We start from the raw sequence: 14,863 nt of genomic DNA on the forward strand, positions 1-14,863 counted from the left end.
AGCAATGACGAATCCGGCACCGCCGATGTGACGGGGCAGGCCGCACCGGCCCGGCCGACCGGTCCCGGGTCCTGAACGTCGTCGGCAGCGGCGCCCACGGGGTGACGAGGGCAACAGTCACATCCGCCCGTCGGGATCCGACAGAGAGATGACGGTCGAACGCGGCTGACTCCGAGCCGGCGGCCACGGCGGCCGCACATGGGAGGGATCCTGAATTGGACGCAGTCGCCAGTGGCGCAGGGGCCGAACGCCTGATCGGAACGAGCCGGCCGGCCGAGCGTCTTCCAGACGATGTGACCACAGTCAACGGCGGCAGGGCCAGGGCCGCCGACAAGGTCACCAACCCTGGGAGCAGCATCGGCGGATCCTTCCTCGGGACTCGTCATGGCCAGATCACGCTGGCTCTGCTGTACGCTGTCGCCTTCCTCGCCTTCCTCGCCTTCCTCGCCTTCCTCGCCTTCCTCGCCTTCCTCGACGCCTCGATCGTCAGTGTGACCCTTCCCAACATCCGGCGTGACCTGGACTTCTCGGCGCAGAGCCGGCAGTGGGTTCCCAGCGGCTACCTGCTCACCTACGGCGGCTTCATGATGCTGGGCGGCCGGGTCGCAGACCTTCTCGGCCGCCGCCGTGTCCTGGCCGCGGGAATCAGCCCGATCGGAGTTTCCTCGCTGATCGGCGGACTTGCCGGGAACCCCGGTGTTCTGGTCGGCGCGCGGCTCGCGCAGGGTCTCGGCGCCGCGCTGATGCTGCCGGCGGCACTGTCGCATGTCGGTAACCGACACCTCAAAGATCAATCAGGACTGGCGGCAGCGCGATCCCCTGACCAGCCAACTACCCGTTCGGAGCACAGATGGCCAATAATACGAACGCCGAGAACAACCGTACGTCGCCACCGGCCGGCACGGTCGATTTCACCATGATGTATGTGGCGCACGCCGCTTTCACCCGTGACCTGCAGCGCCTGCGGCTCGCATGCGGACGTGGCCACGTCCGGACGCCGGCAGTACACGCGGGTTGGGCGATGTTCACCAGGCAGCTCCACATCCACCATCAGGTCGAGGACGCCATCTTGTGGCCCCTGCTGCGCGACAAGGCGCTTCGGCCTGACGAGATCGCCGTTCTCGATGCGGTGGAGGCCGAGCACGCGCAGATCGGGCCACATCTCGAACGCATCGACGATGCCCTCGCATCGGACAAAACGGCAGGACTCATCAGGAGCATCGACGCCTTCAGCACGAGCCTGACCGCTCACATGCGGCACGAGGAACACGAAGCCCTGCCGCTGGTGGAGACATACCTCGGCCCCGACGGATGGGCGGCGTTCACCACGACGATTCGTAAAACGCAGGGCCTGCGTGGGGGTGCGGAATTCCTCCCGTGGCTGCTCGACGGTACATCCGAGGGAATACAGGCCAAAGTTCTCGGGATGCTGCCGCCGCCCGCCAGGTTCCTCTACCGCCGGATATGGGCGCCCAAGTACTACCGCACCGCGGGTACCACCGCATGAACGGATCATTCGGAAGGAGCGCAACCATGAGGATCGTCGTTTTCGGCGCCAACGGGCCGACCGGCCGGCTGCTGACCGGACAGGCGCTGGCCGCCGGTCAGCACGTCGCCGCGGTAACCAGGCGACCGGCGGAATTCCCGATCACGCATGAACAACTCGACGTCGTGGAGGCCGACGCGCATGACGCGCGGGCCGTCGACCGAGCTGTCGAAGGAGCCGACGTCGTACTGTCGGCGCTCGGTGTGCCTTTCACCCGAAAGCCGGTCACCATCTACAGCGACGGCATCCGTAACATCACCGCCGCGATGGCGCGGCACGGGGTCAAGCGCGTGGTCGTGGTGAGCTCGAGCGCCGCCGAGCCGCACCATCATGCGGACGGCGGTTTCCTACTGAACCGTGTCTTCCAGCCGTTGATCACAGCGACGATCGGAAAGACGACCTACGCCGACATGCGCCGTATGGAGGAATTCCTGCGCGGCGGCGATCTGGACTGGACGATCATGCGTCCCTCGGGCCTTTTCGATGCGCCCGGTGTGACGAGCTACGAGCTCCGCGAGGACCAGGCGCCGGGTGTCTTCACCAGCCGCACCGACCTTGCCGCGAGCCTGCTCGAACAGGCGACCGATACCCGGTTCGTGCGCAAGGTTGCCGCGGTGACAACCTCCGAAGGCGCCCCCACGCTGTTCCAGCTGCTGCGCCGGGAGGCATTCAAACGGGACTGACACCCGGTGCGGACGGCGGGCTCACGGTGGCGATGCGGAGAACCGTAGGCAACCGGGTGGGTTGCCTACGCGCCTGTCACAGAAGGCCGGTCAGCAATACTTTTCCGCGGCCTTGTCGCTGCCGGCAAGCCGCACCGGCACCGCGAGCTGCGGTGGTGACGCTGCTCCTCGCGATCGCATGAGAGCCGTGTCTTATCTCTCACATCGACTCGTCTCCCGTGGATGTTGAGCGACGTGATCGTGCGGGCTTCTCTCGAGTAAGAACCGTCGGTTTCATTCTCTATACATGAGCACATCGTCGCAGGTCGGCGCATTGATAAATGCGATCATGTAATCTGTTGTCGCGGCTCACAGGACCACGTATCGATCTGGAGTGCGTCCCGACTTGCGCGGTGTGAGACCCCGACCGGGACCTCATCCGCACCGCGCATCTTCTGGAATCCACTATGCTGGACTTTGTCCTGCAAGCCCTCGACCGACCGGACAGTTGGAGACCAGGCTTCATGCGGAAACGTTTACGTTTGTTGACCCTTGTCGTCCTCTCGTCGATTGCGCTCGTCCCGCTGATGGCCGGGCAGGCAGAGGCCGCTGGCAACATCACGAGCACCGTTGGCTCTTTCGATCCCTATGCCCATTCGGAGGCCCTCTTCCAGTGGGGTGGTACGAACCGCCTCACCGCGGTCACGCTGAAGGGGGCCGACGATGGATGCGACGGTTACAAGATCGGCATTCGGCTGGTGACCGTCCCCAACCGCGGCGCCAAGCACTATTGGCCCTGGCACGGCTACACGACCGGGTGTGGCACGACCTACACCTACAACACGTACGCCATCGATTCGAACGGGATCCAGTACGCCACCGTGGAACTCGGCGTTTTCAAGGGCAGTACGCTGATAGGCACCCGGGAAGCGCCCATCTCCAGGAGGCCGAGCGCCTGAAACGACAGATCGACTGGTTGCCGGGTAGATCCGCTATCGGCGGTGTAACCGCGAAGCCCCCGGTGGTTGGGCCCGTTCGGGGGCTCGTTCTTGAGGCTGGTATCCGGTGGCCCGGGAGCGGACTAGCGTCCGCCCGGTTCCGGCCTTGCCCGGTGGTGCGCGGAGCCGAACGAGGACCCCTCCTGGTTCCAGAAATCTCCTGGGACGGGAGGGAATGCGGATTGGTGGCACGATGACACACCCGCTCGGCCGGCCGCTTTCCGGGCCTCCCCGAAACCGCCGGGTGCGTTGCGGTTAGGACCGGAAGAAACATGACGACACGATCGCGTATCCGATGCCCGGACCGGCACCGATAGCGGTGGCCCTGGTCAGACCGGGAACCTGCACCGGTGGTGACACCTCGAGGCCGAGTACGGAGATGGTGCCGATTCCCAGTTCCCGCTTCGGACGGGGAAGCCACCGCGGCCGCTGGCAGGAGTATCGTCCCGACCACAGCCAGTATCGCCGCTCACGCCTCCGAAGCAGCCATCGGACGCCGCAGTGATGCTCCGGGGGACGGCACGGCGGCCGCTACCTGGAACCCGGTGGCGAGTGGGCGGGCCCGCGGTCGATCCACTGCGCGAGCACCGTGTCAAGCAACTCGAACCGCTGCTCCCAGTCCGGCAGGGCTGCCAGTGCCCCGGTCAGGTCACGGACACGGCCGCCAAGCAGGTCACCCGGATCCAGGACGCTCTCGGCCACCTCGTGCATGGCCACACCGAACAGGGTGAACGCCACCCACGGCATGAGGACCACTTCCACCGCGTACAGGCTTCTGTTGTTCTCAACTATTTTGGCCCGCGTCTGGAGCCCGGCGAGAAAAGAATCGTAACTGTCCGCTGCCGCTCCTTCGCCAAGGTCGCTCACGCGCAGTTCTTCGGCAAATCCCAGGACGAGGGTCACAGCACTGACAGGAATCTCTAATTTCCGCCGCGGGCGAAGCAGGTACATCCGGTGCCCCCGGTAGAGATGCGCTCCCGGGCGCAGACGAGGATGCGGCTGGGCGAACGCGATCTCGGCGTCCCCTGAAGGACTGATGAAGTGCAGTATCCCCGCTCTTTCTGGTCGAGACATGACGTAGCACAGGTATCGCGAATTTCATCGGCGCGTGGGAACGGCGGGTTAACGGTTCCGGGTGCGGAAGGTACGCCGATAGACGGCCGGCGAGACGCCGACGGAGGTACGGAAATGCTGTCGGAGGGAGATTCCGGTGCCGAACCCGGCCTGTCGGGCGACGATGTCGATCGGCAGGCCGCTGCTTTCGAGAAGGTGCCGGGCGCGTTCCAGCCGCTGCCCGGTCAGCCACTGGCCGGGGGTCAGGCCGACTTCGTCGCGGAACCGCCGGGTGAAGGTGCGTACGCTCATGCCCGCGTGGGCTGCGAGCTCGGCCAGGGACAGCGGTTCCGGCAGACGTTCGAGTGCCCAGGCGCGGGTGGGAGCGGTACTGGCGGCCGATAGCGGCGGGACAGGATGTTCGATGTACTGGGCCTGTCCCCCATCACGCCATGGCGGCACAACGCAGAGGCGGGCCGCGCGGTTGGCGACATCGCTGCCGTGATCGCGACGAACGAGGTGCAGGCACAGATCGATGCCGGAGGCGGCACCCGCCGAGGTGAGCACATCGCCGTCGTCCACGAACAGCACGTCAGGATCGACCTTCACCCGGGGGAACATCCGCTGGAAGCGGTCGGCCTCAAACCAGTGGGTGGTGGCCGGGCGGCCGTCGAGCAGGCCCGCGGCAGCCAGAAGGTAGGAGGCTGTACAGATCGACACGATGCGTATACCCGCCGGGATGCGGGCAAGCGCGCTGGCTACCAACTCGGGCAACCGTCCGGCCATGTTGATCTCGATTGGATGGACGGGTGGGATGATGACGGTGTCCACCGCCGCGAGGACCTCGACCGTGTGGTCGACGGCGATGGTGAACCCCGCATCGGTGCGGACCGGCCGGCCGTCGAGGGTGCAGACGATCACCTCGTAAAGCGGCTCGCCATCTGACCCGATGGCGGCGGTGAAGATCCGCCCTGGAATGCCGAGTTCGAACGGGATGACTCCGTCCAGGGCGAGCACGGCGACCCGATGCATGGCCAGATCCTATCGGATGGTGTCTCGCGGGCCACTTCCGGTGGATCAACTGCCGGGTCATCCTGACATGGTGGTTCGGCCCCCCGTGCGGGGGCGACGACCGGGACGTGCCGGCGTTCCCGCTGGTCGTCCTGAGTTCTCCTGAGAGGAACACTGCGTGAAGTCGATCGTGTATGAGCGGGTCGGGGGATCCGATGTGCTGCGCTTGGTGGAACGGGTGGAGCCCGAGCCGGGGCCGGGCCAGGTCCGTGTCCGCGTCGCCGTGTCGGGGGTGAACCCGACGGACTGGAAGGCGCGCCGGGGAGCGCTGGGTTCGTCGCTCCCGCCGACAGGTCAGGTTCCCAACCAGGATGGCGCCGGCACCGTCGACGCGGTCGGCGAGGGAGTTGATCCCGCGCGGGTGGGACAACGTGTGTGGATCTGGGAGGCAGCCTGGCAGCGAGCTGACGGCACCGCGCAGGAGGCGGTGGTACTGCCTGCGCGCCGGGCGGTGCCGCTGCCCCCGGCTGCCTCGTTCGACCTCGGGGCGAGCCTCGGCATCCCGGCCATGACCGCGCACCGTGCCCTCACCGTCCACCCGGACGGCCCGTCCGTCCTCGGACCGTCGACGCTGGCCGGCCGGACCGTGCTCGTCGCCGGCGGCGCGGGAGCGGTCGGGCACGCCGCGATCGAGCTGGCGCGCTGGGCCGGGGCGAACGTCGTCTCCACCGTCAGTTCTCCGCGGAAGGCGGCGTTGGCCTCCGCGGCCGGCGCGCACCACATCGTCAACTACCGCACCCCGGACGCGGCCGAAGCGGTACGCAAGACCGCCCCCGACGGCGTCGACATGGTGGTCGAGGTGGACCCCGTCGTGAACGCCGAGCTCAACCAGCAGGTCATAGCCCCGAACGGGGTTGTCGCCATCTACGCCGACACCAGCGGTTCGCAGCTGACCGTTCCCCTCCGGGCGCACATGTTCGCCAACACCCGCCTGCAGTTCGTGCTCGTCTACACGATGCCCGACGCGGCGAAGCGTCAGGCCGTGGAGGACGTGAGCGCCGCCGTGGCCGCGGGCGCCCTGCGGGCCGGCGAAGACGCCGGGCTGCCGGTGCACCGCTTCCCGCTGGCCGAGACGGCCGCCGCGCACGACGCGGTCGAGGGCGGCGCGGTCGGGAAGGTACTCATCGACGTCCGACATGACGGACGGTCGAAGCCACCGGCCTCGCGGTAATCGCCGAACAGGAGCCGCGTTACCGCAACGCGGACAGTTCGGCCCTGTCCGCGTCGTGGTGCCCTTCAGGAACCGTGAACTCGTGGAACGAGGAGCAGCGCTGATGACCGGCCAGGCGACGACAGAGCACTTGGACGGGAAAGGGATGCCGGCGTTGCCTGCAAGCGCCCGACGGCTGTTCGCATCGGACCGGGAGGCAACCGTCGTGACGATCGACCCTGACGGTGCGCCGCAGGCCTCGCTGGTGTGGATGGCCCTCGACAGAGGCAGCCTTGTCTTCGGTGTGGAGGAGCATCGCCGGAAAGTGCGCAACCTGCGCCGGGACCCGCGAGTGACGGTCATCATCCACGACAACGAGCGAACCGCCGACGGAGCCGCGGACGGCCTCACCCAGTACCTCACTGTGCGGGGCCGAGCGACCCTCCTCGGCCCAGGGATCCCGGACGAGTTCACCGCGCTCATGGACACCCTGGCCCGGCGCTATCTCGGCACTGACGTCTACCCCTTCGGGAACCGCGGCTCCGAAACGGGAATGATCGTTCGGATCGCGGTCGAGCGGATCGGCGGCGTTGGCCCGTGGGTGGACTGACGCGGCACCGTTGCATTCGTCGATGACCGGCGATCTTGAATGTGGATCTTCCCGTCGGCGGGAACTCCTGCAACCGAATCACGGAGGCTTCAGGCACCCCGGAACGGCTCCGGGGCCGCTGTTTCCGGCGGTGCACAGTGCGATCGGGGCGGTCGTGATGATGTGACGGTATGGGGGACAGCGAGCGCGCGGTATCGGCACCGCATGGGTGGCGGCGGGGCTCGCCGCCCTGGCGGTGGCAGTCACCGTCGTGGTGTGGGGGAAGTGGGACGACACGCTCTCCGCCGGGGTCACCGGCGGGATCGGCCTGGCGGTTCAAAGATCCTGCGCGACTACCGCCGCCAGGCACACACCCTCGCCGTCACCGCTGCCGGAATCGCCTATCTTACGACATCAGCCGGCCCAGCTGACCGGCACCACTGGGCGAGCCGCATTGCGCTCAACCAAGTTACGAAACAACCTTTAGCGATCCGAGTCGGAAGACCTACGATCAAGATCCTCCGGTGTGTGCGAATGCAACGGTACTGCATGAACGTGTCGTGGTAAGGCTGAGCTTCAGCGTCGTGACCGATGCGGGTGGTCGAGCAGCGCTGTGGCATGACCAAGATGGAAGGGGCTGTTAAATACTGCGGGTAACGTACGCGATTGCTTGTTGTTCGAGAAAACGATGGGTTCTGTGCGCTCATTGTGGGTGCGGACGTTGTGGAACGTCTCCGGGTGGGGCTCGGATCGGTCGGGGCTCGCGCTTACACACGGATCCTTCCGGGCGGTTCGACGAGGCCGTGGGCGCCGACCGGGCATGCGGCCGGAGCCGCTGGCCAGCCGCATGGCCGACCCAGGATGATCATGTTCAGGCTCTGTTAAGTGTCGAAGCGGTGCGGTGTAACCCGCTCGGGACGCTTCCCTGGCGGCGAACGGCCACCTGGCCGCGAACCCGCTCGCAGATCCCCACTGAGACGTCAACTGATCCGCTGCCGCCGGCGCCCGCCAGATGGTCGCCCCGAGACAACCCCCGACCGTCTCGCACCCTGACCGTCCAAGATCCCGTATTCTCGCCGTCGTGGACGGTTCGGATCTCCTGCCGGAGCTCGTCGGGACGGAGCGAGGTCTCGTCGTGATGATGTGTGGCCTGCCTGGCTCCGGCAAGAGCACATATGCGCGGGCGCTCGAGCGACGCGGCTACACCCGACTCTCCATCGACGAGGTCGTGTGGGAATGGACTGGCCGCGACGGTGGCGAGCTCGATCCAGCGGAGTACGAGCATCTCAAGTCCGCGGCCGAGTGGCAGCTGTGGGACGAGCTGATCCGCCTGATGGAGATGAAGGCGCCCGGGGTCATCGACTACAGCTTCTGGAACCGGGCCACCCGGGACCGGTACAAGGCCGCGATCGAGAGCCACGGATGCCGGTGGGAACTCATCCGCCTGAAGGCCGACCTCGAAACACTCCGGCGTCGGCTCGCTCTTCGCGGCCGGGCGCGCGGCGCGAACAGCGTCACCGTCCCCGACGAGCTTCTGGAACGCTACTTCGCCGCCTTCCAGGAGCCCGTGGCCGAGGGTGAGCGCGTCATTCTCCAGGAATGAGCCGCGAAGTCCGATGACCTGGTGCGCCGGTCAATGGCTCATCCTCGACGCGGCCGCCCGCCTGGCCGAGGGCGTATAACTCCCGCGGAGCTCGTGGCCTTCCACAGCACCTTCACCACCGAGGCCGTCCGTCTGGAGGCCCGCCAGTACTACGACGTGCCCGGCGACGCCGACCGCCAACGCACCTACCGCGAAGGCCGCCCACTGCCCGCCCGCCCCGCGAAGGCCGCGATCGTCCAGCTCATCAGGGACGCGGTCGCCTCGGGCAAGACGTTCGGCCGCGTCCACATCGTCGAGAACCCCCTCAGCAACTATGTCCGCTACGAGCTCGACGCCTCCTACCCGGAGAACCTCGCCGCGGGCGCGCCAAGTCTACAGAACACACGTTCGATTCGGTAGATGATGTGACGGTCGGGGCGGTCACGGGGCATCGCCCCTGGCCAGGCGCCGGGTAGCGACCGGAAGGACGGTGATTTCAAGGCCAACAGCCAAGATCAATCGGTTCGGATGCTGGTACACAGGGTCCACCATGCAGCGTGACGAGCTATCTGAGCTGCATGTATAGGTCCGACTTGTCGGTCGTGCCGGGTCGTGGGTTGGTGAGATGGCGGATGGGCGGCGGCCGGACCGCCCGGCCGCCCGAGCCGGGCTGCGGGCGTGGGCCACCGCAGGACCGATGCGGTCTGGCGCGCTGACCGCTGACATCACCGGGCGCCACCGCCGGGGCGGTCAGGACGGGCGCCACCGGCCGGGGCCGGCTGCCCTGCGCAGCGCCTGGTCCAGCGCGGGCACGGTGACTCGCAGCCGATCCAGCTCACAGAAGGTCAGCGCACCCGTGGTTTTGTTGATCATGGGTGCCTTCGTCCGGTTCCGGTAGGGGAAAGCCACCTCGTCCCGGACGGGAGCCACCTGCAGGCGCCGACTGCCCGGGTCGACCCACGCCTGTTTCACGTCCGTCCAGCTCACCCGGTAGGTCTGGTCGTCGCGCCGGAGGGTCAGCCCGCCGGCATCGAGCTCGAGACAGTCGGGATTCGACGGATCCTCGAAGAAGAGCACGACGCAGGCGATGGCGATGAGCGTGGCGATGCCGCCGACGATCACGCCGATGACGTCGAGCCACCAGGCGTATCCGACGACGAACGCCGCCACGAGCCACGGCGCGGCGGCCACCGCGAGCAGGAACACCGCGGCAGCAAGATAGCTGGCCTGGGGCTTGCCGGGAAAGCTCTCGCCGAAGTTCATCAGGCAACCGAGCAGGCCCAGCAGCCCGAACCCACTGACCAGCACCCCGATGGCCAGCATCCACCAGGGAAAACCGACCGCGAAGACGGCCACCAGCCACGGCGCCGCGCCAAGCGCCGTCAGGATGACGCCGCCGCCGAGGTCGTCATAGCTCGGTTTGAAACCGGTCCGGAAACCGTCCTCGTCGGAGTCCCCGCCGGCTGCCGTGCCACCGCCGGCCCTGCCGGGGGAGGACCGGCGGGCTGGTGGGGAGTCGGGCCGCCGCGGCCGCGGCGCCGGTTGCTCGGCTGGCTCCGCCTCGTCCGGTAGCCCGGCGGGCGGCCTGAACGCTGTTCGCCCCGCCGCCGGAGTCGACCGCGCCCCGACCCGGGCCAGCCGGCGGCGCGCGTCCGACTCGGACATGCGCTCGCCCGGATCCTTGACCAGTAACCCGAGCACGACGGCGACCAGATTGCCGTCGGTCCGCATCGCCGGCGGGTCCTCGTACAGCACGGCGTGCATCGTCGCCGGCCAGCTGGACCGCTCGAACGGACGGCGGCCCTCGGCCGCGTGGTAGAGCGTGGCACCCAGGGAGAACAGGTCGCTGGCCGGTAGCAGGCGCTCCCCGGCGAACCGCTCCGGCGCCATGTACGCCGGCGTGCCCGGGGCGAACCCGCTCTGGGTGATCGTGGGATCCGAGTCGTGCAGGGCCAGTCCGAAGTCGATGAGCACGACCCGGCCGTCCGGGGCCAGCAGGATGTTCGCCGGCTTGACGTCCCGGTGGGTGACGCCCAGATGATGCGCGGCGGTCAACGCGTCCAGCACGGCCAGCCCGATCCGGGCCACCTCCGGCGCGGGCAGTGCCCCGGTCCGGACGGCGTCGGCGAGCGTCCGCGCCGACGGCACCAGCTCCATGATGATCCACGGCATGCCGTCGTCCACGACCACGTCCAGGATCGTCACGATGTGCGGGTTGTGCCGCAGCTTGGCGATGTTCTTCGCCTCCCGCTGTGCCCGGCCGATCCAGCGCTCCCGTTCGACGGCTGTGGCGCCGGACGGCACGTTCAGCTCCTTGACAGCGACCTCGACGCTCAACACCTCGTCCACCGCCCGCCAGACGGTGCCCATCCCACCGGCGCCGAGGGACTCGACCAACCGATACCGTCCGGCGACCAGCGAGCCCGTGCGCCTGGTCAAGAATCTTTCCCCCGTTCGTCGCGAACACGGATTGTTACAGCATTCTCACCGAAAATTCGCGCATGAATATCATAGGTGAGAGCGGATCGCGGCCAGTGGCGTGCTCCCGCCACCGCATCGGTGACGGAGCATCGGGGACGGAACACGCGCGAGCCGGGGATTCGGAGAAACCCGCGATGGGTATGGGCGTTCTCGCGTTGTGGCGTGCGGTTGTCGGTTCTGCCCCCGCGTTCGGTCGCGGCGCGGTGATGTCACCGATCTGTCTGGCCCGCTGCCATCCACACAGCTGACGATCCACCCGACATACCGCGTAGGGTCGAGTGTGGCCGACACCTTGCGCAGCGCGGACACCAGTTGGGTGCGGCATGGGTTGGGAGGTGACGTTCATGTCGGATTCGCTGGACCTGGGCGGGCCGCTGACGCCGCCCGCGGCCGGGGCCGCCGTGACAGGAGCCGCGGGCGGCGCGCTCGAGCTCTCCCCGCCGACGCCCGTTCCGGTCGTCGCCGACGACCGGGTGGACAGCATGATTCCGCTCGACGAAGCGACCCGGGCGGAGTTGCGCAGGAGGGCTGTGGCGTTCGCTGACGACCTCGCCGCGCAGGACCCGAGAAGCCCGGTGTTCCAGGACAAGATCAACGATATCGTGTCGATGGGCCAGCGGGAGATCGTCGCGAGTGCCCGGACGTCCAACCGGATGCTCGAGCGTCCGGCGGCGGCGCTGCGCGGCACCCGCGGTGGCCGTGGCGGTGACGCCCAGGCGCGAGTCGCCGGCACGCTCGTCGAACTACGCCAGACGGTGACCGAGCTCGACCCGGCGAGGGCCGATCTGAAGGGTGCCCGCAGGTTACTCGGCGTGATGCCGTTCGGCACCAAGATCTCCAACTACTTTCAGCGCTACCAGTCGGCGCAGAAGCAGCTCGACGCCATTATCAGGGCGCTCGACTTCGGCCAGGACGAACTGCGCAAGGACAACGCCGCCATCGAGCAGGAGAAGGCGGAGCTCTGGGTCGCGATGGGCAAGCTCACCGAGTACGCGACTCTTGCGAAGGCGCTCGACAACGCGGTCTCGGCGAAGATCGATCGGCTGCGGGCCGCGGATCCGGGGACCGCTGACGTGCTTGCCTCGGACGCGCTGTTCCCCATCCGCCAACGTCAGCAGGATCTGCTCACCCAGCTGGCGGTGAGCGTGCAGGGCTACCTCGCCCTCGACCTCGTCCGCAAGAACAACCTTGAGCTCGTCAAGGGCGTCGACCGGGCGCAGACGACGACCGTCGCCGCACTGCGCACGGCGGTGATCGTCGCTCAGGCGCTGGCGAACCAGAAGCTCGTGCTCGACCAGATCAACGCGCTGAACGCCACGACGAACAATATGATCATGTCGACCAGTGAGCTGCTGCGCCAGCAGTCGGGCCAGCTCCAGGAGCAGGCGTCGTCCAGCACGGTCAGCGTCGAGGCCCTGCAGAAGGCATTCGACAACATCTTCGCGACGATGGACGCCATCGACACGTACAGGGCGAAGGCGGTCGAGAGCATGGCGGCGACCGTTACCGCTCTCGAGACCCAGGTGGGACGCTCGAAGTCGTACCTGGAGCGGGCCCGCGCCAGCGAGGGCTGAGCGACGCTCGTCATACGATCGGCACGGACAGGAGGTGCCGTGTTCTTCCGACGGCGTTCCCGCACCGCTGAGGAACCCAGGAACCAGGCAGCCTCGGCGGCCGGTTCCGAGCCGCGGGACACGGCCGAGGTCGTCCGCGAGGTCAAGCAGCTGCAACGGGAGCTTGCCGGGATCGTCGCGAGGGCGAACGTGGACGGAGGACGGCTGCCGCCCGGGGCGGTGCCGACCGTGCGCGACATTGATGACGTCCTGCGGCCGTTACTGCGCTACATCGAGGTCCAGTCGGCGAGTGAGGAGGAGATGAGGCATCTCACCGCCATAATCCACGAGTACCTCCCGCAGGCTCTCGGCGACTTCACCGCGTTGCCGGCCCAGTACACCGAACGCCCCGGTGTCACGGGCACCACGCCCGCCGAGGATCTGATCCGCCAGCTCCAGCTGCTCGACGAAGGCGCCAACGAGCTGCAGGACCTCGTCTACACCGGAGACGCCGCCAAGCTGGCGATCCAGGCGCGTTTCCTGGACGCCAAGTTCCGCCGTTCGGACCTCGATTCATGACCGTCATCCTGCCCAGGGGCGGGAACGTGCTGCTGTCGGACGAGGCACCCGGTATCGAGCGGGTGGGCATCGGCCTCGGCTGGAGCGGCGGGTCCGGCTCGGCCGCCGTCGAGCTGGACGGTTTTGTCGTCCTCGACAACGGCGGTGCGACGTCATCCCAGGTGCTCCTGGCCCATCAGGTGCCGAACCCGACGGAACGGGTCGGCGCTTCCCCGCCACCGCGCCCGCTCGTCGGTGACGTGGAGAAACTTGTTGTCACGCTGGCCGCCGTGCCGGCCGAGGTCAGCCACCTGCAGTTCGGAATGGCGATCTACGACGCGGCCGGGCGCGGGCAGACGTTCCGGTCGGTGCGCCACACCTACGTTCGAGTCCTGAACCACGCCAACAATGTCGAGATCGCCCGCTACAGCCTGGATCCGGGAACTGGGCTGGAGACGGCAATGATCTTCGGTGAGATCTACCGCCACCTGAGGGGATGGAAGTTCCGGGCCGTTGGACAGGGCTACGTCACCGGTCTTCCGGGACTCGCCGGACCCGGCGGAGGGGACATCGCGACGGCGCATCCCAGCAGGGCGGCCGCCTTTCTCACGCGGGCCTCGCCAGCCCGGACCCGGCGGAACGTGGCCGCGCATCTGCACCCGCCGCGCACCGACCCACCCAGGGTGCCCCCGGTGATCGTGCCCTCGTCGCCCCCACGCCCGCAGCCCCCGCACGCACCGCCCGCCGAGCGGGACCCTGCCGTGGCACGGCTGCCCACACCGCCGGCCGGACCCGCACAGCCGGCCGGACCTGCGGCACCGGCCACGCCCGTGCCGGCAGCTACCCGTTCGCCGCTCGACCTCAGCGGGCCCGACGAGGCCGCCCCGGCAGCCGTGGCCCGTGCGACGGCCACCCGTGCCCCGGCACGGCCGTCATCCACCCGCATCAACTACGGCGAGCATTCTTCGCGTCACAAGCAGCGTATGGAACATGTCACCGTGCTCGATGACGATCATCCAGCCACTGCCTGGACGGAAGAGAAACGCGGCTCGGGCACCATGACCGTGACCCTGCAGTGGGCGCTGCTGAAAACCCAGACGGGACTGCCCCGCCCGAGCAACATCCATCTCGGCTGTCTCTGGCAGGCGAACGATGCGGCGGCCGGCCTCATGCAGGACCTCGGCGACACCGTCAGCGCCCCTGGGCACGCGGCTCCCCGCCAGGTGTTGCGGCTAGGCCGCCGCGACGAGCTGGAAGGGCAAACGATCTTTGTTGATCTGGGAGCGCTCCTGACGTTCAGGCGCTTCTTCGTTTTCGCCTACGGGCTGCACACCGCGCCGGAGTGGTCCCTGCTGCGACCGGTGCTCACCGTTGCCGCCCGGACCGGCGAGCAACTCACAATCCGCCTGGGTGACGCGCCGCCGAGAGCTCGGATCTGTGTCGTCGCGTCGTTCCACGTCGCGCAGGACGACGTGATCATCCGACGGGAGAACGACTTCCTCGAGGGAGTCCAGGCCGACGTCGCAGTGCGTCACGGCTGGTCACTGGAGTGGAGCCCAGGCGGGGAAACTCTGCGTGACGTTCCGTAGCGACATCGCCGGCCGACGACGGTCTCCGGCA

General features: G+C 68.0%; 14 protein-coding genes. 11 read left to right on the forward strand and 3 right to left on the reverse strand.

What is annotated here, in order from left to right; translation table 11 throughout:
* Positions 1-356 precede the first annotated feature (356 nt).
* From FSYMDG_RS23785 to FSYMDG_RS01700, 4 genes are all read left to right on the forward strand, one after another.
* Positions 357-920: an MFS transporter gene (locus FSYMDG_RS23785; protein ID WP_431307065.1), complete on the forward strand. Its 564-nt coding sequence runs from the start codon at positions 357-359 to the stop codon at positions 918-920.
* On the forward strand, positions 851-1,507 hold the full coding sequence (locus tag FSYMDG_RS01690) for a hemerythrin domain-containing protein (protein WP_013871906.1): 657 nt from the start codon (positions 851-853) through the stop codon (positions 1,505-1,507). The genes FSYMDG_RS23785 and FSYMDG_RS01690 overlap by 70 nt, the downstream gene beginning before the upstream one ends.
* 26 nt (positions 1,508-1,533) lie before the next feature.
* A complete protein-coding gene (locus FSYMDG_RS01695) occupies positions 1,534-2,229 on the forward strand; it encodes an NAD(P)-dependent oxidoreductase (protein WP_013871907.1) in 696 nt (231 codons plus the stop codon).
* Between the two features lie 446 nt (positions 2,230-2,675).
* Positions 2,676-3,167, forward strand: coding sequence for a hypothetical protein (locus FSYMDG_RS01700; RefSeq protein ID WP_131772032.1), 492 nt, complete (start codon positions 2,676-2,678; stop codon positions 3,165-3,167).
* Positions 3,168-3,737: 570 nt separating this feature from the next.
* Here FSYMDG_RS01700 and FSYMDG_RS01705 read toward each other — a convergent pair.
* Complete coding sequence (locus FSYMDG_RS01705; RefSeq protein ID WP_050803279.1) at positions 3,738-4,073, reverse strand: hypothetical protein; 336 nt, start codon at positions 4,071-4,073, stop codon at positions 3,738-3,740.
* Between the two features lie 255 nt (positions 4,074-4,328).
* Positions 4,329-5,291: a GlxA family transcriptional regulator gene (locus tag FSYMDG_RS01710; RefSeq protein WP_013871910.1), complete on the reverse strand. Its 963-nt coding sequence runs from the start codon at positions 5,289-5,291 to the stop codon at positions 4,329-4,331.
* A 157-nt stretch (positions 5,292-5,448) separates the two neighbouring features.
* Here FSYMDG_RS01710 and FSYMDG_RS01715 point away from each other — a divergent pair, with 157 nt between their 5' ends.
* The 4 genes from FSYMDG_RS01715 to FSYMDG_RS01730 all read left to right on the forward strand — a co-directional run bounded on the left by FSYMDG_RS01715 (position 5,449) and on the right by FSYMDG_RS01730 (position 9,071).
* Positions 5,449-6,501 (forward strand): NADPH:quinone reductase, encoded by a 1,053-nt coding sequence (locus FSYMDG_RS01715; protein WP_013871911.1) that lies wholly within the window; start codon positions 5,449-5,451, stop codon positions 6,499-6,501.
* Between the two features lie 145 nt (positions 6,502-6,646).
* Positions 6,647-7,090, forward strand: coding sequence for a TIGR03618 family F420-dependent PPOX class oxidoreductase (locus tag FSYMDG_RS01720; RefSeq protein WP_043604437.1), 444 nt, complete (start codon positions 6,647-6,649; stop codon positions 7,088-7,090).
* Positions 7,091-8,150: 1,060 nt separating this feature from the next.
* The gene (locus tag FSYMDG_RS01725) at positions 8,151-8,672 is read left to right on the forward strand and encodes an AAA family ATPase (RefSeq protein WP_013871913.1); all 522 of its coding nucleotides are present in this window, start codon (positions 8,151-8,153) and stop codon (positions 8,670-8,672) included.
* A 93-nt stretch (positions 8,673-8,765) separates the two neighbouring features.
* Complete coding sequence (locus FSYMDG_RS01730; protein ID WP_013871914.1) at positions 8,766-9,071, forward strand: DUF6879 family protein; 306 nt, start codon at positions 8,766-8,768, stop codon at positions 9,069-9,071.
* Positions 9,072-9,401: 330 nt separating this feature from the next.
* On the opposite strand, the gene FSYMDG_RS22500 is transcribed toward FSYMDG_RS01730, so the two are convergent.
* A complete protein-coding gene (locus FSYMDG_RS22500) occupies positions 9,402-11,090 on the reverse strand; it encodes a serine/threonine-protein kinase (RefSeq protein WP_013871915.1) in 1,689 nt (562 codons plus the stop codon).
* A gap of 386 nt (positions 11,091-11,476) precedes the next feature.
* Here FSYMDG_RS22500 and FSYMDG_RS01740 point away from each other — a divergent pair, with 386 nt between their 5' ends.
* Genes FSYMDG_RS01740 through FSYMDG_RS01750 form a run of 3 tightly spaced genes read left to right on the forward strand, consistent with a single transcriptional unit; the run spans position 11,477 to position 14,832 of the window.
* Positions 11,477-12,706, forward strand: coding sequence for a toxic anion resistance protein (locus FSYMDG_RS01740; protein ID WP_013871916.1), 1,230 nt, complete (start codon positions 11,477-11,479; stop codon positions 12,704-12,706).
* Positions 12,707-12,745: 39 nt separating this feature from the next.
* Positions 12,746-13,264: a hypothetical protein gene (locus FSYMDG_RS01745; RefSeq protein ID WP_013871917.1), complete on the forward strand. Its 519-nt coding sequence runs from the start codon at positions 12,746-12,748 to the stop codon at positions 13,262-13,264.
* On the forward strand, positions 13,261-14,832 hold the full coding sequence (locus tag FSYMDG_RS01750) for a TerD family protein (RefSeq protein WP_013871918.1): 1,572 nt from the start codon (positions 13,261-13,263) through the stop codon (positions 14,830-14,832). The genes FSYMDG_RS01745 and FSYMDG_RS01750 overlap by 4 nt, the downstream gene beginning before the upstream one ends.
* Positions 14,833-14,863: the final 31 nt, after the last annotated feature.

This window comes from Candidatus Protofrankia datiscae (assembly GCF_000177615.2).
Lineage (GTDB): Bacteria > Actinomycetota > Actinomycetes > Frankiales > Frankiaceae > Protofrankia > Protofrankia coriariae.

Coding starts and splice junctions, on each gene's coding strand:
- FSYMDG_RS01690 (WP_013871906.1), top strand. CDS start 851: ATGGCCAATAATACGAACGCCGAGAACAACCGTACGTCGCCACCGGCC.
- FSYMDG_RS01695 (WP_013871907.1), top strand. CDS start 1,534: ATGAGGATCGTCGTTTTCGGCGCCAACGGGCCGACCGGCCGGCTGCTG.
- FSYMDG_RS01700 (WP_131772032.1), top strand. CDS start 2,676: ATGCTGGACTTTGTCCTGCAAGCCCTCGACCGACCGGACAGTTGGAGA.
- FSYMDG_RS01710 (WP_013871910.1), bottom strand. CDS start 5,291: ATGCATCGGGTCGCCGTGCTCGCCCTGGACGGAGTCATCCCGTTCGAA.
- FSYMDG_RS01720 (WP_043604437.1), top strand. CDS start 6,647: ATGCCGGCGTTGCCTGCAAGCGCCCGACGGCTGTTCGCATCGGACCGG.
- FSYMDG_RS01740 (WP_013871916.1), top strand. CDS start 11,477: ATGTCGGATTCGCTGGACCTGGGCGGGCCGCTGACGCCGCCCGCGGCC.
- FSYMDG_RS01750 (WP_013871918.1), top strand. CDS start 13,261: ATGACCGTCATCCTGCCCAGGGGCGGGAACGTGCTGCTGTCGGACGAG.